Origin of the sequence: Plasticicumulans acidivorans (assembly GCF_003182095.1) — a bacterium.
In the GTDB taxonomy this organism is placed as follows: Bacteria; Pseudomonadota; Gammaproteobacteria; order Competibacterales; family Competibacteraceae; genus Plasticicumulans; species Plasticicumulans acidivorans.
Window position 1 is genome coordinate 318,159 of record NZ_QGTJ01000001.1, and the last position, 23,155, is coordinate 341,313.

At 73.6% G+C, this 23,155-nt stretch carries 16 protein-coding genes; 15 read left to right on the plus strand and 1 reads right to left on the minus strand.

Translation table 11 applies throughout. From position 1 onward, the window contains the following. Window positions 1–15: 15 nt before the first annotated feature. The 15 genes from C7443_RS01335 to C7443_RS01405 all read left to right on the plus strand — a co-directional run bounded on the left by C7443_RS01335 (window position 16) and on the right by C7443_RS01405 (window position 22,867). Window positions 16–1,041 carry a phage late control D family protein gene (locus C7443_RS01335; protein WP_110016775.1) on the plus strand — a complete coding sequence of 342 codons (1,026 nt, stop codon included), beginning with the start codon at window positions 16–18 and terminating at the stop codon, window positions 1,039–1,041. Continuing rightward, window positions 1,031–1,687 (plus strand): phage baseplate assembly protein V, encoded by a 657-nt coding sequence (locus C7443_RS01340; RefSeq protein WP_110016776.1) that lies wholly within the window; start codon window positions 1,031–1,033, stop codon window positions 1,685–1,687. Before C7443_RS01335 ends, C7443_RS01340 begins: the two co-directional genes overlap by 11 nt. Then, window positions 1,684–3,225 (plus strand): hypothetical protein, encoded by a 1,542-nt coding sequence (locus C7443_RS01345; RefSeq protein WP_110016777.1) that lies wholly within the window; start codon window positions 1,684–1,686, stop codon window positions 3,223–3,225. The genes C7443_RS01340 and C7443_RS01345 overlap by 4 nt, the downstream gene beginning before the upstream one ends. Beyond that, the gene (locus C7443_RS01350) at window positions 3,225–3,671 is read left to right on the plus strand and encodes a GPW/gp25 family protein (RefSeq protein ID WP_110016778.1); all 447 of its coding nucleotides are present in this window, start codon (window positions 3,225–3,227) and stop codon (window positions 3,669–3,671) included. The genes C7443_RS01345 and C7443_RS01350 overlap by 1 nt, the downstream gene beginning before the upstream one ends. A gap of 8 nt (window positions 3,672–3,679) precedes the next feature. Then, window positions 3,680–5,821, plus strand: a complete 2,142-nt coding sequence (locus C7443_RS01355; protein ID WP_110016779.1) for a putative baseplate assembly protein — start codon at window positions 3,680–3,682, stop codon at window positions 5,819–5,821. After that, the gene (locus C7443_RS01360) at window positions 5,821–8,157 is read left to right on the plus strand and encodes a phage tail protein (protein WP_110016780.1); all 2,337 of its coding nucleotides are present in this window, start codon (window positions 5,821–5,823) and stop codon (window positions 8,155–8,157) included. The genes C7443_RS01355 and C7443_RS01360 overlap by 1 nt, the downstream gene beginning before the upstream one ends. Further along, window positions 8,154–8,975 (plus strand): hypothetical protein, encoded by an 822-nt coding sequence (locus C7443_RS01365; protein WP_110016781.1) that lies wholly within the window; start codon window positions 8,154–8,156, stop codon window positions 8,973–8,975. Before C7443_RS01360 ends, C7443_RS01365 begins: the two co-directional genes overlap by 4 nt. A gap of 10 nt (window positions 8,976–8,985) precedes the next feature. Next, window positions 8,986–10,695, plus strand: coding sequence for a hypothetical protein (locus tag C7443_RS01370; RefSeq protein ID WP_110016782.1), 1,710 nt, complete (start codon window positions 8,986–8,988; stop codon window positions 10,693–10,695). 11 nt (window positions 10,696–10,706) lie between these two features. Further along, complete coding sequence (locus C7443_RS01375) at window positions 10,707–14,069, plus strand: hypothetical protein (RefSeq protein WP_110016783.1); 3,363 nt, start codon at window positions 10,707–10,709, stop codon at window positions 14,067–14,069. Further along, window positions 14,066–15,709, plus strand: coding sequence for a hypothetical protein (locus tag C7443_RS01380; RefSeq protein WP_110016784.1), 1,644 nt, complete (start codon window positions 14,066–14,068; stop codon window positions 15,707–15,709). The genes C7443_RS01375 and C7443_RS01380 overlap by 4 nt, the downstream gene beginning before the upstream one ends. After that, the gene (locus C7443_RS01385; protein ID WP_110016785.1) at window positions 15,706–17,592 is read left to right on the plus strand and encodes an AAA family ATPase; all 1,887 of its coding nucleotides are present in this window, start codon (window positions 15,706–15,708) and stop codon (window positions 17,590–17,592) included. Before C7443_RS01380 ends, C7443_RS01385 begins: the two co-directional genes overlap by 4 nt. A 12-nt stretch (window positions 17,593–17,604) precedes the next feature. Further along, window positions 17,605–17,979, plus strand: coding sequence for a hypothetical protein (locus C7443_RS01390; protein WP_110016786.1), 375 nt, complete (start codon window positions 17,605–17,607; stop codon window positions 17,977–17,979). 3 nt (window positions 17,980–17,982) lie between these two features. After that, a complete protein-coding gene (locus C7443_RS01395) occupies window positions 17,983–21,420 on the plus strand; it encodes an eCIS core domain-containing protein (protein WP_110016787.1) in 3,438 nt (1,145 codons plus the stop codon). Between the two features lie 44 nt (window positions 21,421–21,464). Further along, complete coding sequence (locus C7443_RS01400; protein ID WP_110016788.1) at window positions 21,465–22,103, plus strand: DNA-3-methyladenine glycosylase family protein; 639 nt, start codon at window positions 21,465–21,467, stop codon at window positions 22,101–22,103. A gap of 62 nt (window positions 22,104–22,165) precedes the next feature. Beyond that, on the plus strand, window positions 22,166–22,867 hold the full coding sequence (locus C7443_RS01405; protein ID WP_110016789.1) for a cysteine hydrolase family protein: 702 nt from the start codon (window positions 22,166–22,168) through the stop codon (window positions 22,865–22,867). A 14-nt stretch (window positions 22,868–22,881) separates the two neighbouring features. Here the strand turns inward: C7443_RS01405 and C7443_RS01410 are convergent, their stop codons facing one another. Beyond that, window positions 22,882–23,127 (minus strand): hypothetical protein, encoded by a 246-nt coding sequence (locus C7443_RS01410; RefSeq protein ID WP_146213205.1) that lies wholly within the window; start codon window positions 23,125–23,127, stop codon window positions 22,882–22,884. Window positions 23,128–23,155 lie beyond the last annotated feature (28 nt).

Below are 23,155 nucleotides of genomic sequence, written 5' to 3' on the forward strand. Positions count from 1 at the left end.
CCCGGAGGCCACGGTTTGAGTCGCGATCCTGCCTTCCTCGCCGCGCGGCCCTGGTGCCGCCTCGACGGTGAGCTGAATACCGATCTGCAGACGGCACTGCTCGCCTGCGAGGCCGGCGGCCGCGAGGGCGAGCCGGCACACGCCGAGCTGCGCGCGCTCAACTGGGGCGGCCGCGACGGCGCCGATGCGCACTTTCTGTTCGGCGCGCTCAAGCCGGGGCAGACACTGGCGCTCGGCTTCGGCGATGACGAAGTGTTCAGCGGCGACATCAGCGCCATCGAGGAACGCTACGGCGACGGCGCGCCGCAGCTGCTGCTGCTCGCCGAAGACGCCCTGCAGCGCCTGGCGCGCACGCGCGCCAGCGCCAGCCATGCCGAACTCAGCCCGGCCGATCTGGTGCAGCGCATCGCCACAGCGGCCGGCCTGCAGGGCGACTGCAATCTCGACGCGCCGACCGCGACCTTCAACCAGCTCAACGAAAGCGACCTCGCCTTCCTGCTGCGCGTGCTCGGCCGCTACGGCGTGCTGCCGCGTGTCGACGGCCGGCGCCTGCTGGCGCGCACGCCGGAAAGCACCGGCACGCCGATCGAGGTCGACCTGATGCAGGGCGGCCGCGGCCGCCTGATCGCCGACCTCGCCCAACAGCCGACGCAGGTCGACGTGCGCGGCTACAACCTGGCGAGCGGCGAAGCGGTGCACGGCAGCCGCAGCGACGCCCCCGCGCACAGTGCCGCGGCACGCCTCGGCGCGCTCAGCTGGAACGCCGTCGAGGACTTTCCGCAGCCCTTCGCCGGCAGCCAGCACGACGCCGACGGCTTTGCCGCCACCGCGCTGCGCCGCCGCGCCGAGCGCTACGTGCACGGCACGCTGGAGCTTGCCGGCGACCCGCGGCTGCGCGCCGGCGTCGACATCGAGCTCAGCGGCGTGTCGCCGAACTTCGCCGGCCAGTACCGCATCGGCGGCGCCTGGCACCGCTTCGACACCGCCAGCGGCTACCGCACGCAGCTACAGCTCTACCGGGGGGACTGGCATGGCGCTTGAGTCGGGCGGACACAGCCTCGCCGGCGGCCTCGGCGCGCTGCACCTGGCCACCGTCAGCGACACCCGCGACCCGGAAGGCCGCGGCCGCGTGCGCGTGCGCCTGGCCGCGCTCGACGTCGAGCTGTGGGCGCCACTGCTGGTCGCCTCGGCCGGCAACGGCTACGGCGTCGCCTGCCTGCCGAAGAACGGCGAGATCGTCGCCGTCGGCTTCGTCGGCCCCGATCTGCCGCTGGTGCTCGGCAGCCTGTGGAGCGGCGGCGCACCACCGCAGGACGGCGCCGATCCGGCCGAAGAGCGCTACAGCGTGAAAACGCCGGCCGGCACCGAACTGCGCTTCGACGATGCCGACGGCCCGCAACTGCTGATCGAAACCCCGGCCGGCCAGCGCGTGCTGGTCACCGACGGCGAAGGCGGCCAGGTGCGCATCGAGGTCGGCGGCAACAGCATCACCGTCGACAGCGACAGCATCGCGCTGCAGGCGAGTTCGGAGGTCACCGTCAACGCCGGTCAGGTCAAAGTCAGCGCCGGCATGCTCAGCGTCGAGGCCGGCATGAGCAAGTTCAGCGGCGTCGTCAAATGCGACACGCTGATCAGCAACGCCGTGGTCTCGTCGAGCTACACGCCCGGCGCGGGGAACATCTGGTGAACGCGCGCCTCGATCCGCGCCGCCACGCCGGCGACATCGAAGTCGTCGCGCCCTGGTATGCCGCCGACGGCGGCTGCGCGCTGCACCGTTATCTCGATGAGGAATTCGTGCCGCGCTTCCTCGGCGAACTCGCCGCCGGCGGCCCGGCCGATCAGCGCTGGACGCAGCAGGACCGTTTCGCCGGCAGCGCCCAGCCGGTGCTGCGGCTGCCGCTGCACGGCGCTTTCTACCTGCTCGCCTGCGAAGTGCGCTGCGTGCAGCCGGGCCGCCCGGCGCTCGATCCGCGGCGCGTGGTCGATGCCGGCTGCGTGGTGCGCCGCCTCGACGGCAGCGGCGAGCGCGCCTGGCGGCTGGCCGGCGGCCGCCCGCTCGGCTGGCAGCCGCTGGCCGCCGACCAGGCCCGCCTCGACCCGCACGTCCAGCGCCGGCTGGTCGCCGCGCGGCGGCTGCCGGCCAGCGCGCTGCGCGCGCCCTACGACGGCGAGGAGATCCACCCGCTGCGCGCGCAGCTGGCGCGCGATGCCGGCGGCAAGGCGCACTGCGTGCTGTGGGGCTATCTGCCGCTCGGCGGCAGCGCACCCGGCCAGCGCCAGGCGCCGGCGGACGACGACCCGGCGGCGCTGGAACTGGGCAGCGAAATCGCCTGGCCGCTCGGCGGCCGCGGCCAATGGCAGACGGCCGACGGCGCGCTGCTGCAAAACGGCGCGGCCAGCGCGGCGCTGAGCGGCCTGCTGCGCGTGCTGGTGCTGCGCTACCGCCTCGGCAGCGACGGCGCCGCCCTGCAGGCCAGCCTCGCCGGCCTGGCGGCGGCGCTGCCGCTGCGTCAGGCCGACGGCTCGCCGTGGCAGCGCGACGGCCATGTTTACAGCCTGCTCGACTGGCTGCGCGAAGCCGAATCCGCGCTGCAGGAATGGCTGAACACGCCGAGCCCGGGCAGCTACCCGCCGCTGCCGGCCGGCGGCGGCGGCCTGTCGCTGAGCCTCGATGCAGCAACGGCGACGCAATGGCGGCTGGCGCTGGCCAATGCCCGCGAGGCGCTGCTCGGCACGCTGCAGGAGGCGATCGAGCTGCCGCGCTACGGCCAGGCCGCCGGCGACGTCTACCGCGTCTGGCCGTTCGTGCGCACGCTCGATGCCTGCGGCTGCGAGCGCGTCAGCTTCGGCCCACCGAGCTTTGCCTTCCGCGTCGCCGCACCGTGGGAACCGGAAGCCGCCAAGCCGCGCGTGATCAGCCTGCCGGGGCTCGACGCGCTGCGCCGCGGCATGGCGCGCGGCGCGAGTTTCCGCATGCCGGCGGACCTCGGCAGCCTGCTCGCCGGCCTGCGCGGCAAGGACAAGGCCAAGGACGCGCTCGACGGCAACGCGCCGCAGGGGCCGGCCTTCGACTTCGGCATGCTCTGCTCCTTCAGCCTGCCGATCCTCACCATCTGCGCGCTGATCCTGCTGATGATCGTCATCAACCTGCTCAATCTGGTGTTCCGCTGGCTGCCGTTCGTGCACATCTGCATTCCGTGGCCGCGCCGCGAGGGGGAATCCTGATGGCCGCAACACCCGTCGCGCCGCCGCGCGGCTGGCCGCTCGGCGGCCTCAGCGATCTCGCCGGGCAGCAGGCCGACGCCGATGCGCCGCAGCCGCCGGCCGCCGCCGACTGCTTCCGCCTGGCCTGGAGCAGCGGCGAGCGGGCGATCCGCGAGAGCCTGATCAATATCCTGCTGACCCGCCCCGGCGAGCGGCTGATGCGCCCGGACTTCGGCGCCGGCATCCGCGACTGGGTGCACCGGCCGAACGATGAAACCAGCCGCGGCCTGCTCGCCACCGTCATCGAGCGCGCCGTGCGCCGCCACGAGCCGCGCATCGCGCTCGATGCCGTCGAGGTCGTCGCTCACCCCGACGATCCGGCGCTGGTCGGCATCACCCTCCGCTACCGCATCCTCGCCAGCGGCGCGCGCGACGGCCTCGCGCTGACGCTGGCCCCCGAGCGCTAGGAGCCGCCATGTCGCTGCCGCTGCCGAACCTCGATGACCGCCGCTTCGATGACCTCGTCGCCGAGCTGCGCGCCCGCCTGAGCAGCCACCTGCCGGAATGGGAGCCGGTGTCCGGCGACCCCGGCATGGCGCTGATCGACCTGCTCGCCTGGCTCGCCGAAACCATTCTCTACCGCGCCAACCTGATCCCCGAGCGCCAGCGCCGCGCCTTCCTCGGCCTGCTCGGGCTGCCGCTGCGCGCGGCCAGCGCCGCCGCCGGCGTGGTCTGCATCGACAGCGTCGCCACCGCGCCGCAGCCGCCGGCGCTGCTCACGGCCGGCAGCCGCCTGCGCGCCGGGCCGCTGGTGTTCAGCACCGAAAGCGAATGCCTGCCGAGCAGCCTGCTGCTGCAGCTCGCACAGAAGGCCCGTCTCGACGAGGCCACGCTCGCCGCGCGCGGCATCAGCCGCAGCGATCTGGCCACGCTCTACAACCGCCCGGTGACGCCGTTCGAGCCGCGCACGCTCGCCGCCAGCGCCGGCGCGCGCTTCGCCGACGGCGTCGACGGCGTGCTCTGGCTGGCACTGCTGCGCCCGGCCAAGGCACCGCAGGACGCCGCCGCGCTGCGCACCGCCTTCGCCGGGCGCACGCTCGCGCTCGGCCTGGCACCGAGTGACGAAGCGCTCGACGGCCTGGTCGCCCGCGAGCTGCCGACGCGCCAGCTGCGCCTGGAACTGGTGCACGCGGTCGACGGCGGCGAACCGGCCTTTCTGCCGCTGGAGCTGGTCGGCGACAGCTCGCTCGGCGCGCGCCAGCCCGGCACGCTGCGCTTTCGCCTGCCGGCCAACCTGACGCTGGCGCCACCGCGCTATGACGACCCGAAAGACGCCGGCCTCGGCGCCCGGCCGCCGGCGCTCGCCGCCGAGCTCGACCCGGCCGACGTGGTCCACTGGCTGCGCCTGTCGAGCCCCGATGATCCGGCGCTGCAGCTGGCCTGGCTCGGCCTCAATGCCGTCGACGTGCGCGGCCTCGACCTGCGCCGCGACCTGCTGCTCGGCATCGGCGACGGCCGTCCCGAGCAGAGCCTGACGCTGCCCGACGGCGGCATCGACGCCGCCTCGCTGCAGCTCGAAGTCGAAACCGCCAGCGGCTGGGAGCCGTGGCAGGCCGTCGACAGCCTGGCCGGCGCGGCGCGCGATGCCGCGGTCTACCGGCTCGATGCCGCCAGCGGCCGCCTCGACTTCGGCGACGGCCTGCGCGGACGGGTGCCGCCGGCCGGCCGACGCATCCGTGCGGCGAGCTACCGCTACGGCGGCGGCGCTGCCGGCAACCTGCCGGCCGGCCGCATCCGCGAGGTGGTCGAGGCGCCGGCGCTGCGCGTGCGCCAGGAATGGCCGACGCGCGGCGGCGCCGAGGCCGAAACCGTCGCCGAGGCCGAACGCCGCCTGCCGGCCTGGCTCAACCACCGCGACCGCGCCGTCACCGCCGCCGACCTGCGCACGCTGGCGCTGGAGGCGCCGGGCAGCGGCATCGCCCGCGCCGAGGTGGTGCGCGGCCTGATCCCCGGCGACACGCTGGCGGCGCTGCGCCGCGACGTGCCGGGCGCGGTGGCGGTGTTCGTGCTCGGCCAGCGCGCCGCCGACGACCCGTCGCCGCCGCGGCCGACCCCGGCGCAGCTGCGCGAGGTCTACGCCCATCTGCGCGCCCGCTGCCCGATCGGCTGCGAGCTGTACGTGCTGTCGCCGCGCTTCGTGCCGCTGGCGCTGGCCTGCGCGCTCGGCGTGCGCGACCCGGCGAGCGAGCGCGAAACCCTCGACCGCGTCGCCGCGGCGCTGCGCGCCTGGCTGCGCGCGCTGGCACCGGGCGGCGCCGACGGGCGCGGCTGGCCGCTCGGGCGCAGCATCGACGCCGAAGAACTGCGCGCGGTCGCCGCCCGCGTCGACGGCGTCAGCCGCGTGCCACAGCTGCGGCTCTACGCGCCCGACGCCAGCGGCCAGTGGCAGACGCTCAACGGCACGCTGAGCCTGCAGGACTACGACCTGCCGGAGCTGCGCGCCGTCAGCGTGGTCAGCGGCGACACCGCGACGCCGCCGAGCGGCCTGTTCGACGGCGGCACCGGCGATGGCGGCGCCGCACCGGCGCCGGCGCCGGTCATCCCGGATCTGTGCTGATGGACGTCAACCGCACCCCCTGGCTGCTGCTCGCCGACGCTGCGGCCTTCGCCGCCGCCGAGGACGCGCTCGCCTGGGACGCCGGCGCCGGCTGCCTGCGCCTGCGCGAGGCCGCCGTGCCGCGCTGGCCGGCGCGCGCGCGTGATGCCGGCCATGCCGCGCGGGCGGCCAGCCCGCTGCGCGTGCTCGACGGCCACGGCCTGCTCGGCGTCGCCGACGGGGTGCGCATCGAGGTGATCCTCGCCGACGGCCGCCACCTGGCGGTACGCGACGCCGACGGCCAGCCGCTCGAAATCGCCGCCGGTGCACGCTTCACCGCGCTCGGCCTCGGCGGCGACGACCGTTTAGCAGCGAGCTGGAGCGATGCGGCGGCGGCCGATCCGGCGCAGCGCCACGGCCTGTTCGTGCTGCATCTGCGCCGGCGCTGGTGCGAACGCCTGCCGCTCGACTTCGCCGTCGACGCGCTGCACGTCGACGCCGACGGCGCGATCTGGCTGGCCGGCGGCGGCCAGCTCGCCCGCGTCGCCGGCGCGCCGCTGCCGCAGCCGTTCACGCCGCCGGCGGGGTTCCGCCCGCTCGCCGACAACCCGCAGCCGCTGCGCCTGCACGAGCGCACGCCGCATCCCAACGGCGAGGCGCTGGCGCTCTGCGGCGATGCCGACACGCTCTACCTGCTGCTCGGCCACGCCGACGCCGCGCAGGAAATCTGCACGCGGCCGCGCAGCGCGCAAGCGCCCGTCTGGCGCGTGCATCAGATCGCTGCCGACAGCCCGCTGCCGTGGGCCGGCGACCTGCTGCCGAGCGGCCGCGGCAGCCTGCTGCTGGCCTGTGCACCGCAGGCCGACGATACCGCCTTCGCCCGCTGCGACATCGCCGAAGTCGGCCTGCGCTTCGATGAACTCAACGGCGTCGGCGCGGTCGAGGCGATCGCCGTGCGCTGGCCGCAGATGGCGCGGCCGCTGTCGGTGCGCAGCGTCGTCAGCGCCGACGGCCGCCCGCGCTACCTCGCCGCCGACGGCCCGCGCGTGTGGCTGCCGCTGCCGCAGCGCGAGTACGCCCGCGCCGGCACGGCGACGCTGCTGGCGCCGCTCGACAGCCGTCAGGCCGGCGCCTGCTGGCACCGCATCTACCTCGATGCCTGCATCCCGCCCGGCTGCAGCCTGCGCCTGGCGGCACGCGCCGCCGACACGCTGGCCGAGCTGGCGCAGGCCGAGTTCCTCGACCAGCCGGCGCCGAGCTGGAACCCGCTGCCTTCGGAGCTGGGTTTTTTCCCCGGCCTGCTGGCGCAGCGCGCCGGCGAGAGCGGGCTGTTCGAGCTGCTGCTGCAGCGGCCGAGCGGCAATCTGCGCCGCCTCGACGGGCGCTTTCTGCAGCTGCAGCTGCACTTTGCCGGCGACGGCCGGCGCACGCCGCAGCTGCATGCGCTGCGCGTGTACGCACCGCGCTTCGACTATCAGGAGCACTACCTGCCGGAGCTGTTCCGCCAGCAGGAGGCGGCGCGTGATGCCGACGAGCCGGCCAACGGCGCCGATCTGCGCGAGCGCCTGCTCGCCGTCTGCGAGGGCCTGCTGACGCCGCTCGAAGGCCGCATCGCCGCCGCCGAGGCACTGCTCGATCCGCAGGCGGCACCGGCGGCGTTTCTGCCGTGGCTGGCGAGCTTCCTCGGCCGCACGCCGCTGGCCGACTGGCCCGAGGCGCGGGTGCGCCGCTGGCTGGCGCATCTCGGCGAGCTGCTGGCCTGGCGCGGCACGCTGCGCGGCGTGGCGCTGGCGCTCGACCTGGCCACCGACGGCGCCGTCGGCCGCGGCGAGATCGTGCCGGTGGAAAACTTCCGCCTGCGCCGCAGCATGGCGACGCTGCTCGGCCTGCTGCCGGACAGCGACGCCCATCCGCTGACGCTCGGCACCACCCGCTCGGGCAATTCCATCGTCGGCGACAGCCTGATCCTCAGCGAATCCGACACCCGCGCCTTCCTCGCGCTGTTCGCCCCCGAGCAGGCGCAGGCCGACGAGCGGGCGGCGGTGCAGACCTTCTTCCTGCATTACGCGCACCGCATCAGCGTGCTGCTGCACGGCCCCGGCCGCGCCTGGAGCACGGTGGTGGCGCGCGTGCTCGAAGAGGAGCTGCCGGCGCATCTGGCCTGGGACCTGTACCCGAGCGAGTACCCCTTCGTGCCCGGCCTGTCGCCGCTGCTCGCCTATGACACCTTCCTCGAACCGACGCCGGCGCCGGCCGGCGTGCGGCTCGGCACCACCCGCCTCGGCCGCGAGGGCCTGCTGCGCGATGCGCCGGCGCTCGTGCCGCTGGCTGCTGACGCGGGAGAAGCCGCACCATGACCGATGCCGTCTCGCCCCTCGCCCACGACGCCGAAACCGGGCCGCTCCTGCGCGTCACCTTCCAGCCGGGCATGCTGCTCGGCGTCGAGGCGATGCAGGCCGAGCAGGCCTACCACCGCCGCCGCCTCAACCGCCACGGCCGCCTGCTGCACGGCTACGGCACGCTCTACGGCCTGCTGGTGACGCTGGAGCCGGCGGCGGCGACGCTGCCGCTGCGCCTGGTCGTGCACCCCGGCCTGGCGCTCGACGCCCTCGGCCGCGAGCTGCTGCTGTCCGAACCCTACGGCGTCGACCTGCCGGCTTGGCTCGCCGAACAGGGCGCCGCGGCCCTCGCCGCCTTCGCCGTGCCGGCCGATGCCGCCGAGGGCGCCCCGCGCACGCTGACGCTGGAAGTCGCGGTGCGCTACGCCGACTGCGAACAGGGCCTGCAGCCGGTGCTGGCGGCGGCGACCAATGCCTCGACCGACGCCGTCGCCGCCAGCCGCGCCGGCGAAGCGGTCGAACTGCTGCTGCGCGGCGCCGATCCCAACCCGCCACCACCGCCGGCGCCGCCGGCCAGCCTGCCGACCGCCGTCGAGCAGGCCCGGCTCGACAACGCCGACGCCGCCACCCGCACCGTGCTGCAGGCGCAGCTCGACCGCCTGCACCGCACGCGCGGACTCGACGCGCTGCCGGCGCTCGGCGCGGACAGCGCCGAGCTGACGCTGGCGCGGCTGACGCTGCGGCTGACGACGCTGACCGCGCCGCAGCCGGCGCCGGCCGACATCGATCTCGACAATCTGGTCCGTCCGTTCCTCGACGTCGCCGTCGAGCCGTGAGGAGGCGCCGATGCCCACCGTCTTCCAGCCCGTCACACCGCTCGCCGCGGCGGCGCCACAGGCTCCGCTGCGGGCGACGCCGATCGACCCGCGGCTCAGTCGCACGTTCTACTTCGACGGCCGCCTGCTCAGCGCCGAGGACCTGATCCGCGATCAGCAATACCTCGACCAGCGCCTGCTCGACGTCGGCCGCAGCCTCGGCGACGGCATCGTCGACGGCCTGCAGCTCGACTTCAACGACCCGCTGCTGACGCTGCAGCCGGGCGTCGCCGTCTGCGCCAGCGGCCGCACGCTGCGCGTGGAAACCGCGATCAGCGCCGACCTCGGCGACCGCACCACGCTCGCCGTGCTCAACGCCGCCGATGACGCCACGCTCGCCGGCGGCCGCCTCAACAGCGGGCTGTACGCCGTCGCGCTCGGCGCCGCCGAGGACGGCTTCGGCAGTGCCGAGGTGTTCCCGCGCGACTTCGGCGCCAGCCGCACGCTGCAGTTCGACGCCATCCGCGAAGGCGTCGAGCTGCTGCTGGTGCCGCTGCCGCTGCCCGATCCGCCGCTGGAGCCGCTGGCGGCGCGCGCGCTGCTGGCGCGCACGCTGGTCGGCGCCGGCGCACTCGACCAGTGGCTGCCGAGCGAGGCGGTCGCGCTCGGCGTGCTCGCTGTCGCCGACGACGCCATCCGCTGGTGCGACCCCTGGCTGCTGCGCCATCCGCGCCGGCCCGATGCCGTGCTCGACGGCTTTCAGGAGGACCTGCTGGCGCATTACCGCGCGCTGCTCGCCGCGGTGCTCAGCGAGCGCGCCGGCGCCAGCTTTCACGCCGGCGAACACTTTCACCTGCTGCCGCCGCTCGGGCCGCTGCCGAAGGCCTGCATCGATCCGCTGCGCGGCCTGCAGACCTTTTTCCCGGCCGGCGTCGACGTGCAGATCGTGCCGCTGCGCGAGGACGACATGGAGGCGGCGCTGCAGAGCGCGCTGAGCCTGCCGCCGCTCGATCTCGACCAGACGCTGTCGGCCGAGGTGCTGGTGGTCGCCGCGCTGGCGCCGGCCGCTTACGCCGAACTGAGCGCGCGCCTGCTCGCCGCGGCACAGAACGATGCCGTCACCGGCGAGACAGTGCTCGAACCCAGCGTCAGCCTCGACGGCGAACCCGACCCGGCGAGCCCGTGGAACGGCCTCTGGGAGAACCTCGCCGAGGATCACGTCTGGTATCTGCGCCGGCCGCCGCGCGCCGCGGCCGACGGCCTCGCCGGCATCATTCTCGCCGCCGGCTACCAGGCACCGGCGCCGCTGCCGCCGCCGGTGGTGGAGCCGCCCGTGGAACCGCCGGTCGAGCCGCCGGCGGCGCGGCCGACGATTCCGCTGTCGCTGCAGGTCGACGGCATCGCGCGCTGGCGAGCGGCGCCGGCCGGCAGTGAGGATGCCGCCAAGGCGGTGCTCAAACGCATCGCCATCGAACAGGGCGAGAACCCGCCCGCCTCGATGCTGGAACTGACCGCAGCCGTCGTCGCGACGCTGATGCACATCAGCGCGCAGCTCGACACCGCGCTGTGGCCGACACTCGATGAGCTCAGCCCCGGCGGCGGCGAGACGGTGCTGAAGTGGCTGGAAATCCACCGCCAGGCCGAGGCCGACGGTGCCGATGTGTTCAAGGCGGCGATCACCGCCTGCAAAGAACTCGGCCTCAGCGACGCCGTCGTCAAGGGCTGGGATCAGCTGGGCTGAGGACAACGACGATGGCCGCCCCGATTCGCCTGACCTCTCCACAGCCGACGCCGGCCGGGCAGCTGCGCCCGCGGCTGTTCGCCGGCCGCAGCCTCGGCGCCAACGACTTCGAGCGCCTCGACACCTACCGCGACACGCGCATCGACAACCTGCTCGCCGGCCGCGCCGCCGGCATCGTCAGCGGCCTCGAACTCGCCGCACTGCCCGGCGACAGCGTGGTGGTGCGGCCCGGACTCGGCATCGGCGGTGGCGGGCGCAGCATCGCCCTGCGCACGCCGCTGCGCACGCCGTGGAGCGAGCTGATCGCGCCGCTGCAGGCCGACGGCGTCTATCTGCTGTGCTTGGAGCAGCGTGTGCACAAGCTGGCGCAGGACAGCGTGCCGCCGTGCCGGCGCAGCGAAATCGACCCGCGCCGCGACCTGCGCTTCGAGACCGAATCCTTCCTGGTGCTGCGCGGACCGCTGAGCGGCTATGCACCGGAGCCGGTCGACGGCGATGCCGTGCGCATCGCCAACCGCCTCAGCGCGCACTTTCTCGATGCGCCGCCGCGCGCGGCGATCGGCGACGGCATCGCGCTCGGCCTGGCCGGTGTGACGCAGCAGACGCTGCGCTGGCTCGACACAGCCGCCGGGCGCTTTCCGGCGCAGGCGGACGGCGCCCGCCAGGCGCTGCTGACGCAGACATTGACGGCGCTGCGCGGCGGGCATTTCGCCAGCCTCGAAGTGCTGCCGCCGGCGGCGCCGCTGCCGCGCGCCTGGCTGACGCTGCCACTGGCCGACGCCACGCTGCCGAGCTGCGCCAACCTGCCGCCGCAGCTGCAGCTGACGCTGCTGCCGGTGCGCGCCAGCGAGTTCGGCGCCGCGCTCGCCGCCGCGCAGACGCGCGGCCCGCTGCGCCTGGGCGCCGGCCTGGCCGATCGCGTGCATCTGCTGCTCGGCGTCGCCGACGGGGATTTCCGCGCCGACCTGCTGTCGATTCCGCAGCCCGACACGGCCACGCTGGATGCGCTCTACCGGGCCTGGCTCGGCGCGCAGCAGAACTGGGCGCAGGCGCGCAGCGCGCGCGAGGCGCTGTGGTTCGCCAGCGCGCAGGACCGCCAGCAGCTCCCGGAAGAAGTCATGACGGCGCTCGAACCCGACCCCGATCCGGTCGCCGCGCAGGCACCGGCCGAGCCCGCCCCGTTGCTCGCCCTGCTGGCACAGCGCCTGGCCAGCGAGGCCGTCAGCGCGCCGGCCGGCTATGCCGACTTCGGCCAGTGGACGCAGAACCATGCCGAGGCCGGGGCACCGGCGGCCGTGGTGATCAACGGCAGCGGCGCGCGCGTGCAGCTGGCCCTGGCCGCGCAGCGGCTCGCCCAGCTGCAGGCGGAGCTGGCGAACTTCACTGACCACGTCGAAACCCTGCGCGACTTCCTCGGCCGCCAGCGCCAGCAGCACGATGCGCTGACCGCCAGCCTGGCCGGCCTCGCCGGCGGCGTCGCCAGCGATGGCAGCGGCCTGAAGATCGCCCGCTGGCTGCCCTACGTGACGCTGAGCGCGCGCACCACGGAGCCGACCGCCAACGCCAACGCCAACGCCAACGCCAACCTCACGGTGCGCACGCTCGCCCTCAGCAACAACGTCACCAGCAACACCAGCAGCACGCTGCAGGCCACGACCACAACGATCAGCCGGCCGACCTTCACGGCGACGGCCTTCGACGTGGCCGGCGTGCAGACCCTGCAGCGCGTCAGCAGCTTCAGTACGGCGATGCTCGGCAGCCAGCTCTCCGAGAAACTGCAGCTGCAGCTCGACAGCATTCCGCGCATCGCCGAACCGATCACCGCCGCCGCCTACCAGGCGCAGAGCAATGACTTCGGCGTGCTGCAGCACGTGCTGCCGGAGGTCTACGCCATCAACGATGCCGGCGAGCGCTTCGCCGACCTGCGCGACGATCTCAACGCCGCCTTCGGCAGCATGACGCTGCCCGATTCAGTCAAGGAATGGCCGAAATTCGATGCCGGCGGCATCCGCGAGCGCACCAAGAACGTCGCCGCCGCGCAGCGCTACCCGCTGCTGGTCGACCTCGGCAAGCAGCTGCAGGGCGACACCCGCGACATCGAGCGCCTGCGCAGCGCCTTCGAAAGCGCAATCCGCAGCCGCCTGCTGCAGATCGGCAAGACGCAGGCGCAGATCGCCAGCCTGCAGACGCAGATCGTCGCCCTCGACGCCGAGCTCGCCACGCGGCTGGCGGCGCTGGCCGACGCCGCCCGCGATTACGCGATGGCACAGGCACTGACCGCTGACGACTGGCGCGCGGTCGCCGCCGCGCGCACGGCACGGCGCAAGGCGCTGGCCCGCGCGCGGCTGTTCGGCTACGTGCGCGCGCTGCCCTGGGAGCTGGCGCAGCCGCTGGCGCCGGCGGTGCGGCTGGTCCGCAGCGACGGCGACGAGCTGGTGCCGGGCCTGCGCCTGGCCGCCGACCTGCCGCTGCCCGATGCGCTCGACGAGTTCGTCGACGCCCTGTGGGAAATCCCGGTCGCCGAGCTGCGCGCGCTGCAACCGCTGCTCGACGAACTGCCCAAGCGCACGCTGCTCGACGAGGCGATCCTGCTGCGCCGCTACCGCCTCGGCCGCCGCGCGCAGCGCAACGACACCGCGAGCACGCGGCTGCAAACACTGCTCGGTGCCAGCCGCACGCTGTTCGGCCAGTACGCCGGCGCCAGCCTGGCGGTGAACGCCGGCAGCCTGAGCCAGCGCCGGGCACAGGCGGCGCGCGAGTTCGCGCTGCTCGACGCGCTGCAGGCGCCGCCCGGCAAGCTGCGCGACACCGCGGCGGCGCTGCGCGCGCGCTGTGAACAGGCGATCCGCGGCCTGCTCTACTACGCCCGCCGGCTGCCGGCACCGCTGCTGCTGGCGCTGGCCGACCGCGCCGACGAAGGCACGCTGGCGGTCGCCAGCCCGCAGAGCTGGCCGGGACCGACGCAGGCCAGCGTCGAAACACTCACCGACTGGCGCACGCTGCTGGCGCTGCTGCGCTGGCTCAACGGCCAGCTGCAGGAGCCGGCGCCGCTCGGCCGCGCCGCGCTCGATCACCTGGTGCGGGCGATCGTGCTCAGTGCCGCGCACGGCGATGTGGCGCTGGCCGCCAGCGGCCGCGTCATCGCCGCGGCGACGCTGCTGCCGGCGCAGCCGCTGCGCCTGCAGCTCGACCGCGAGCTGCGCCCGGGCAGCCTGCTCGAACTGCGCGATCCGCAGCAGCGCCTGGTCGGCCGCCTGCGCCTCGACGATATCGACGCCCAGGGCATCGCCAGCGCCCGCGTCATCGACGCGCTGCAGCCGCAGCTGGCGGTGACGCCGGCCTTCATCGTCAGTGCCGGTGCGCAGGCGCGATGAACGCCGGTGTGCACGTCGAGCGCCTGCAGCTGCGCGCGCGCGCCGCACGCATCGGCGCGCTGCGCAGCGCGCTCGACACCGCCGACTGGCCACAGGCCGGCGAGGCGATCGTCATCGTCCGCCGCCTGAGCGCGCGCGCGGCCACACCGCAAGCCATCGCCGCGCGCGCCACCGCGCAACTGGCGCAGCAGCTGCGCGAGGCGGTCGCCGCCGATTCACCGCTGGCCGCCCACGCCCCCGCCGTGCGCTTCGCCTCGGCCGCTGCGCTATACGCGCAGCTCGCGCTCGATCTGTACCGCGGCCGCGCCGCGCACTGCTGGTACTGGGCGCGCTGGCACCACTGGCTTGCGCTGCCGGTGCCGCAGGCCATCGCCAGCGTGCTCGGCAGCGAACCGCTGCAGCTCGCGGCGATCACCGCCGAACTCGAACGCCACGCTGCGCTGGCCAGCCTGTGGCAGGCCCTGTCGCCACCGGCCGCCGCCCGCCTCGCCGCCGAGCTGGCCGCAGCGAGCGCGCTGCCGGCCGTCACCGCGCCGATCGCCCAGCACATCGACCCCGCCACCGTGCCGCTGAACGCAGACGCACTGCCGCCGGCCCTGCTCCGCCGCTGGCGCGCGCCCTGCCACGGCCTGCCGGCAGACGATGCCCGCGTGCGCCTGGCGTTGCAGCTCGTGCTGCTCGAATGGCGCCCGGCGCTGCTGCACGATGCCGCCGTCTGCGCGGCGCTGCTGCAGCGGCTGGCGCCACCGGAACCGCCGGCAGGCGCTGCCCCCCGCCCGGTGCCGCCACCGACGGCGGACGCCGAGGAAGCCGCCACCGCAGTCCATACCCGCGATGTCGCCCCCCCGGTCCGACCGACAGCGGCGCCGAACGGACAGGCCACCGTGGCGGACGCGGTGACAACCTCGCCGCCAAGCGCAGCGCCCCGGGCCGTGCCCGCCAGCACACCGCCGCCGGAGCATCACAGCGCCAGGCCGGCGCCGCCGACCGCAGCCGTGGATGCAGCGCTCGACGCGATACCGGCGTCGCCAGTCACGCCCCGCGCCGCGACGGCCTCCCCCGCCAGCCGCCGGGCAGGCGCCGAAACAGCCGTCTCCGCAACGGCGCCGGCGCCACCGGCCCCGGCGCCGACCGCCACCGTCGCAGCGAGCTTCGCTGCCAGCGTTGCGAGCGCCGAGCTGCTGAGCGATTACGGCGGCACGCTGTATCTGCTCAACGTGCTCAACGACGGCCGTCTGCAACAGGCGCTCGGCGGAGCGTGCGGCATCGACCTGCGCAGCGGCTGGCACTGGCTGCTCAGCCTCGCCAGCACGCTCGGCCTGACGGCTGGCGATGCGCTCTACCGCTGGCTGCAGGCGCGCTGGCAGGCCCATCACGCCTGCGCCGAGGACTGGCAGCCGCGGCCGGATGATGCGCCGGTCGTCGCCCTCGCCGCGCGGCTGTGCGGACCGCGGTTGTGGACGCCTGAGCTGATCGCCGGCCCCGGCCGCCTGCGCTGGACACCGACGCACCTCGACCTGCAGCGCCCGCTTGGCTGCGTCAGCCTCGCCGTGCGCCGCGCCGGGCTCGACATCGACCCCGGCTGGCTGCCGTGGCTGGGGCGCGTGGTGCACTTTCATTATCTGGAGCGCTGGCCATGAGCGCCGCGGACAGCGAGCACGGCCACGCCACGCTGTCGGCCTGGGTGCGCGCCGGTCTGGCGCATTTCGCCGCCGACTGCTTCACCCAGCCGCCACCGGCGATCGCCGCGCTCGGTGCCCTGACCGAGGACTGGCCGCGCCGGCGGCGGCAGGATCTGGCGGTGCTGGCCAACACCGACGCAGCGCTCGGGCGGCTGGCGCGCGCCTTCGCGGCGCAGCCGGCGGAACTGTTCCTGCTGGCGCTGACCGGCGAGGTCGAGGCGGATTTTCTCGTCGATCTGGCGCTTGCCGAGCTGCAGGCACCGGAGCGTGCAGCGCGGCCGGCACTGCATCTGGCCTGCGCGCTGAGCGCAAGCCTGTTCCCGTCGGCGGCCCTGACGCCGCTGGCACTGGCCGAATCGGCGCTGGTGCGCAGCGGCCTGCTGCGCATCGGCGGCGACGGGCCGCTGCCGCTGCGCTGGCTGCACTGCGAGCCGCGCCTGTGGGCGGCGCTGTGCGGGGCGACGGCGCCGTGGCCGGGCACGCAGCGGCTGCAGGCGGCCGACACCGAACTGCCGGCGGCGACGCGCGCGCGCATCGACACCCTCGCCGCCGCGCTGGCCGAGGATGCGCTCGATGCGCTGGTGCTGCGCGGGGCGCCGTTCAGCGGTCGCGGCCGGCTGGCGGCGGCGCTGGCGCAGCGGCTCGGCCGCCCGGCACTGCTGATCGATGCCGAGACCTGGGCCGATGACGGCGCGCTCGCCGCCGCCTGCCAGTGGTGCGAATGGCTGCCGGTGCTGCGGCCGCGGCTCGGCCCCGGCGAGCAGTTCGTCGCACCGCCGCGGGCCGAATACGCCGGCCCGCTGCTGCTGCTGCTCGGTGAGGCCGGCGCCGTCGCCGGCGCGCAGGTGCTCGAAGAAACCCTGGCGGCGCCGAGCGCCGACGAGCGTCGCGCGCAGTGGGCCGCGGCCGGCGTCGCCGCACCGCCGGCGGCGCTGCTGGCCGGACCGGCGATCGGCGGGCTGTTGCGCCGCGCCGCCCGGCTGCAGGGCGACGACATCAGCGCGCGCCTGCTCGCCGCGCGCCGCCAGCTCGCCGCGCCGCAGTTGCGCCAGCTGGCGCAGCCGGTGGCGCCGGTGGCCGCGAACGCGCTGGTGCTGCCGGCGGCGATCGCCGCCGAACTCGATGAATTCGTCATCCGCTGCGAGCAGCGCGAGCGCGCCTGGCGCGATCTCGGGCCGAGCGCCTGTGCCGGCGCCGGCCCCGGCGTGCGCGCGCTGTTCGCCGGCGAATCCGGCACCGGCAAGACGCTGGCAGCGGCGGTGGTCGCCACCCGCCTCGGCGCGCCGCTGTACCGCGTCGACCTCGGTGCGCTGATGAACAAATACATCGGCGAGACCGAGAAAAACCTCGCCGCGCTGCTCGACCACGCCGCCGGCACCGACGTCATGCTGCTGTTCGACGAGGCCGATGCGCTGTTCGGCCGCCGTGGCGAAGGCGGCGACAGCGGCGAGCGCTACGCCAATATGCTCACCAACTACCTGCTGACGCGCATCGAGGCGCACCCCGGCATCGTCGTGTTGACCTGCAACCACCGCGGCCGCATCGACAGCGCCTTCACCCGCCGCCTCGACGCCATCGTCGATTTTCCGCTGCCCGGCCCGGCCGAGCGGCTGGCGCTGTGGCAGGCCCACCTCGGCGCGCGGGCGCCGGCCGAAGCCGAGCTGCGCCACCTGGCGACCTACGCCGACCTCGCCGGCGGCCACATCCGCAACGCGGTGATCGCCGCCGCCGCGCAATGCCCGCAGGGGCCGCTGCCGCTGGCGCTACTGGCGCGCATGCTCGGCCGCGAATACCGCAAGCTCGGCCGCGCGCTGCCGCCGGCGCTGCTCGCCCTGTCGTAGAGGACTGCCGCCATGCCCGTGCCGACGTTCCAGGTTCCGCATCCCGCACCGAGCCGCGCTGCGCAGGCGGCCGGGGCCGGCGCCGCGCCGCAGACGCCGGCCTACCTGCAGCAGAAGCTCGCCCCCGATCCGCAGCTGCTGGCCGCGGCGCGTGCGGCGCTCGCGCAGCTCGACAGCGCGCTGCACGCCGCCCGCCCGGAGCGGGTCAAGGTGATGAAGGACGCCGACCGCCGCAATGCCGTCGAGGCCCTGAACGCCGCCAGCGCCGAGGCCGCCGCGCGCCTCGATGCACTGCCGGCGGCAGCGCGGCGCACGCTGGTGCGCGAGCAGGCGGCGCAGAGCCCGCGCCTGGCCGCCTGGCTCGGCAAGCACGGTTACGAGGACTGAGTCGTGCCCGAGGCGCTCGCCGTCGCCCGCCGCCGCCGCACCAGCGCAGTGCCGGTGCAGACCGCCACTTCGCCGCGCCCGGCGGACAAACCGGCGCCGCTGGCGCTGCCGGCCTATCTGCAGGCCAGGCTGCGGCTGAGCCAGCCGGGCGATGCGCAGGAGCGCGAGGCCGAGCGCGCTGCCGAGGCCATCGCCCACGATACTGAGCCGCTGCCGGTACGGCAGGCGCCGGCAGCGCTGGCGCGCAGCGGCGGCGCGGAAACCGAGGTCGAGCCAGGCATCGAGCAGCGCATCGAGACGCGCCGCGGCAGCGGGCAGCCGCTGCCGGCGACGCTGCGCGGTGACCTGGAGGGACGTTTCGGCAGCGACTTCGGCGCGGTGCGCACGCACAGCGACGGGGAAGCGGCACAGCTCAACCAGGCACTCGACGCCGAGGCGTTCACCAGCGGTCACGACATCTACTTCGCCGCCGGCCGCTACGCGCCGGACTCCGCCAGCGGCCGCGCCCTGCTCGCCCACGAGCTGACCCACATCGTGCAGCAGAGCGCCGCGCCGGCCGCCGCGCGCCAGCTGCAGCGCGCCAAGGGCGACAACAGCGCCAAGGGCAAACCGGCGAAAACCGAAGTGCGCCTCGACGGCCAGAGCGTCCACATCCCCAAGCTCAAGCTCAGCGCCAAGAAGGCCGGGCGCAGCAAGCCGAACTATCCGCCCGGCACCCAGCTGCGCAAGGGGCCGCGCGACACCAAGCAGCGCAGCAAGTGGAGCAAGGAGCTCAAGCCGAAGGTCAGTGCGGCGCTGGAAAAAGACGTCAAGGCATCGAAGGGGCACTTCGTCGCGCTCAATGCCGACGGCTCGCTGTGCGGTGCCAAACTGCCGGGCGGCCGCCTGCTGATCGGCACGCAGAGCCAGGTCGCCGACGAGCTGACCTTGCCGAAGTGGACGAAGAAAGGTCAGTCGCTGCCGATGGACGTCGACCACTTCCTGGAGTGGCAGCTCGGCGGCCCGGATGAGCTCGGCAACTTCGTGCTCGGCGACGCGGCGCTGAACCAGGCGGCTGGCAGCATCACCGCCGCCGAGATCGAACGCGAAGTGGAGGGCGCACTCGACGAGCTGGCCAGCGACAGCGCCAACCCGGCCGACATCCGCGACTGGCAGAAGCTGAAGACACCGGGCGCAGCGGCCGCCGGCGCGGCAGCACCCGCCGCGCCCGCCGCAGCGGCGCCGGCACCGGGGAGCGGTGGCGCAGCGGGCGCCGGTGCCGCCAAACCGCAGCAGAGCCGCACGCGCACCGCGATCAAGGCGCTGCAGGCGCGCAATTTCGACTTCATCTTCGACCGCATCGAGGCGGCGGCGAACACTTCGGCCGGCTACTGGCTGCCGGGCGACATCGAGAGCGGCGACAGCCTGAAAGTGCCGCAGCGGCTCGACACCAAGACCGTCGAAATCCTCACCGGCAAGGCCGGCGGCATGCTGCTGCTGCCGCGGGAATGGGCCGGCACGCCGCTGCCGGCGAGCGGCGGCAAATGGCAGGGCTCGGGTGCCAAAGGCCCCGGCGTCACCGTGCAGAGCTACGCCGCGCCGAGCGCCGGCAAGGAAGGCTCGGTGGTGGTCGAGGTGCCGGTCAAGGACGCCGCGCCGGGCAGCGCACCGCCGGTGCTGACGCTGCCGGTGCGCCAGCACCCGGATCTGCCGGGCCTAGCGGCGGCGCGCATCACCCGCAAGATCCTCAGCGACAACAAGGGCAACGGCGGCGTCAGCGGCTTTCGCGTGAAGACGCTGAGCCCGGTCGAGTTCACCGAGCTCGGCCTCAGCGACAGCTGGGGAGTCGAAGGCAGCGGCATGCTGACCATCGACGGCCTGCCCTTCCTCAAGGGCGCGCAGATCGGCGTGATGCTGATCGACGGCGATCTCGGCTTCGCCGCGGTATTCGAGGCCGGCGAGTTCCACCTCGGCGGGCCGCTGCGCATGACCGGCGGCAACGTCGCGCTGGCGCTGGTGCCGGGCAGCACGCTGCAGGCCAGCGGGCGGGTGGACTTCGCCCTCGGTGAGTACGCCAGCGGTTCGATCAGCGCCAAAAGCGGCGGCAACGGCGTCGAACTCGACGGCTCGCTGGCTTTCGAGAAAGGGCTGTTCAGTGGCGAGGGCCATCTGCATTACGCCGGCGGCAAATGGGCGGCCGACGGCAAATTCGTGCTGGAGCAGAAATTCCCCGGCGTCGAGCGGCTGTCACTGAGCCTCGGCTACGACAGCGAGACGCAGCTGATCCACCTCGCCGGTGATGCCGACCTCAGCGTGCCGGGCTTCAAGAAGGCGAGCTGCGCGGTCGAAGCCGATGCCGCCGGCAATGTGACGATGAGCGGCCGCGCCGATCTCGCCGACAACGTACCGAAGATCAAGGCCGGCCACCTCGAACTGACGCTCAAGCGCAGCGCCGCCGGGGCCTGGAGCTTCGCCGGCGGCGGTGAACTCGAACCCGATCTCAAGGGCGTGCCGGCCTCGGCCAAGCTGATCCTGAGCTACGCCGACGGCCTGGTCACCGGCAAGCTCGATGCCGCCTACGCCACCCGAATGGTCGGCGGCACGCTGACGCTGAACGCCAAGGCCGGCGTCGGCGAGCAGCCCGAACCGCTGAAGGTCTGGGGCAGCGGCAAGGTCGATTTCACCGCCGCGCCGTGGCTGAAGGCGACGGTCGGGCTGACGCTCGCCGAGGACGGCACGCTGACGGCGGCCGGCAAGCTCGGCATTCCGGCGCCGATCGAGCTGTTCCCGAAGAAGGAATACAAGAAGCAGATCCTACCGCTGGCGGTGCCGGCGATCCCGATCTTCGGTTTCGCCGTCGCCGGCGTGAACGTCGGTGTGTTCCTCAACATCGACGGCTCGCTCGATTTCATCGCCAATTTCGGCCCCGGCCAGCTGACCAAGGCCGAAGTCGGCATCACCTGGAGCCCGGACGACGAGGACGCCACCGAACTGAGCGGTGGCGCGACCTTCGAGATCCCCGCCTACGCCGGACTGAAGCTGACGGTCGACGCCGGCCTCGGGGTCGGTGCCGCGGTGATCAGCGCCATCGGCGGCCTGCGCGTCTGGGGTGAGATGGGGGTGCAGGCCAAAGCCGGCCTCGGCGTCGACATCCGCTGGAAGCCGAGTCAGGGCATGGCGCTCGACGGCGAGGCCAAGGCCGAAGCCGAGGCGGTGCTCAAGCTCGGTGCCGGCGGCTTCATCAAGGTCGTCGCCAAGATCATCGGCACGATCTACGAGGAGGAATTCCCCGCCGGCGAGTTCACGCTCGGCTCGGGCCTGAAGATCGGCGTGCGCCTGCCGGTGCACTATGAGCCGGGCAAGGACTTCGCGCTCGATTTCTCGAAGATCGAGATCACCAAGCCCGACATCAGCGTCGATGACCTGATGGCAAAAGTGAAAAACCGCCTGCCGAGCCCCTGAACGCCGGCATACTCGAACGCCCCGGTCCGCGAACGAGGCCTGCGATGCCTGCCGTGCTCGATGCCGATGCCATCCGTCACGCCGAGCAGCGACTCGCCAGCGACGCGCAGCTGGCGGCGCTGGTCGCCCGCCACGGCCCCTGCCCGCTGGCCCCGCAAACCGGCGTCGAGCCATGGGCGGCGCTGGTCGAATCGGTGATCTACCAGCAGCTCGCCGGCAAGGCAGCGGCGGCGATCGAACGGCGCTTTCTGGCACTGTTCAGCGGCGCACCGAGTCCGCAGGACATCCTCCGGCTCGACGATGCCGAGCTGCGCGGCGCCGGCCTGTCGCGGCAGAAAAGCGCAGCGATCCGCGACATCGCCAGCCATGCCCTTGCCGGCCGGCTGCCGGATCGCCACTGCGCGCAAGACCTCGACGACGAAACATTGATCGCCCGCCTGAGTGCGCCGCGCGGGGTCGGTCGCTGGAGTGTGGAGATGTTCCTGATCTTCACGCTCGGCCGCGCTGATGTCTGGCCGGTCGATGACTACGGCGTGCGCAAGGGCTGGGCGAACACCCGCGCGCTGGCGCAGCCGCCGAGCCCGCGCGAGCTGCAGCCGCTCGGCGAACCCTGGCGACCGTGGCGCAGCGTGCTCGCCTGGTATCTGTGGCGTGCCGCCGAAGCAGCCCCGCCCACGGCTTGATTCGCACGGCCGGCGCAGGCCATCGTCAGCGCATCCGCTTTCCCCCGCACGAGGCCGAGACGATGAACTGGAAAACCGCGTGGCGCTCCTTCTATTACGCGGAGGCCCCCGAGCCCGCCGACCCGGTGCTCGCGCGCGACAGCACGGCGCTGCTGGTCATCGACGTGCAGAACACCTACGTCGAGCGCCCACCGCGCGAATCGCTGAGCACGATCGAACAGGCGCGCTGGGACACATGGACGCCATTCCATGAACGCATGCGTGACACTGTCATTCCCAATACCGCGGCGCTGATCGAACGCTTTCGCCGCGAAGGCATGGAAGTGCTTTTCGCCCGCATTGCCTGCCAGAAACCCGATGGCCGCGACCGTTCGCTGTCGCAGAAAAAACCCGGTTGGAATTACCTGCTTTTACCGAAAGACGAACACGCTTCGCAGATCGTGGCAGAACTGGCGCCACGATCTGACGAGATCGTCGTCTGCAAGACCACGGACAGCGCGCTGACCGGCACGAATCTGCGTCTATTGCTGAGCAATATGGGCATTCGCACTGTGGTCGTCGTCGGTATTTTTACAGATCAATGCGTTTCATCGACCGTGCGCAGTCTGGCGGACGAAAGTTTCGACGTACTGGTCATCGAGGATTGCTGTGCAGCCGGCAGCAGCGAGCTGCACGAGCGCGAACTCGAAATCATCAACATGATTTACTGTCATGTACTACGTCGGGCCGAGCTCGAAGCGCTGCTCACCCGCCCTTGTCAATAAGCAATTGATTTAATTCAACGACGGCGATGATTGTTCGGGCGTGCGCTGCGCTCCCCGCGGCGGGCATCGCCCCGCTCGTTCGTCGCCGTCCGTTCCGGCGTGGTGGGTTTCTGGGCGGCAAACAAATCGAGTGCGCGCTGCATGCCGCGCTCGAACAGTTTCACCTCAATGGCCTTTTCCAAGCGTTCGACCAACATGTGCAGTTCCTGCAAGCTCAGGGAACTCAGGTCGAGTGTCGGTAATGAATTGTGTTGCGGCATGGCGCCGTAGTCTCCCTCCGCGTATTCG